Here is an 898-nt window from a genome sequence, read left to right as displayed (position 1 = left end):
AGCTAATAGCACTGCTTTAAAGACACGGAAAATATCGTCAACACTAGAGTATCGGATTATTCCGGTGTGTATTCTCATACTTACAAAAACCACCATCGTGATTACATTGTAAACGATCAGATAAAGGAAAAACTTGTTATTAAATATTTCATTAAAATTCTCCTTTTGTATAATCATTAATGATGCAGCAAGAGCGATTGTTACAATGAACTGATCAATTAACAGGATCAGCCACCTGGAGTACACTTTTTCGCAAAATAGAATTTTTTTCATGTCATTAAACGTTAAATAGATGAAGAAAGGTTAAGCTTTGTTAGCTTGCAATCTATAAAGTGGGAAAAAATCAACATCAGAGTTGAGATCGATTTCTTGTTGAGATAACAAAGAGGTATATACTTCCGGATTGGCTATGAAACGCCAACTATGGTAATTGAAAGTAAGATTTGAAAAATTAGCTTTCCACCTAAACAACGAATCTTCTTTAAAGCCTAAGCCTCCACCCAGATTGTAATATTTTACACCAAGTTGTCGCCCAAGAATCGTGATTTCTTCCGTTAACAATTTGGCAGGAGAATCTCCCAGATATTCTTCTCTGGTCCCCAATAAATGCGCCTGCATAATACCATTTGTGATGACCACTATTGCACCACATATCGGATAATCATTTTGATCATACACAAAGATTAGTCTTGCATCGTATTCTTCTGAATCAAGCAATCGCCTAAAATATTCTTCATCAAAATAATAGGTGTTCGAGGCATCCACCCTAAGCATATTTAATGTATAGATAGCACTAAAGGTTTTTATATCCTCGCCCGTACTGGCTTCCCTAACATAATACCCCTTTTTTCTCAGGGTCCTGATTTTTCTTAATACCCTTTCCTGGTAAGCGCTTCTC

1 protein-coding gene and 1 pseudogene are annotated in these 898 nt (G+C 35.9%); both read right to left on the bottom strand.

Going from position 1 to position 898, the window contains the following annotated elements:
• Positions 1-273 (bottom strand): annotated as a pseudogene (locus AC1DG9_RS27395) (polysaccharide biosynthesis protein); the annotation flags it as partial.
• A gap of 30 nt (positions 274-303) precedes the next feature.
• A partial coding sequence (locus tag AC1DG9_RS27390; RefSeq protein WP_477635739.1) for a GNAT family N-acetyltransferase occupies positions 304-898 on the bottom strand: 595 nt, incomplete at its 5' end.

It is taken from the genome of Pedobacter sp. 05L430 (genome assembly GCF_056397585.1).
The sequence above is the reverse complement of the archived record's forward strand: the minus strand, read 5'-3'. Positions and strand labels throughout refer to the sequence as shown.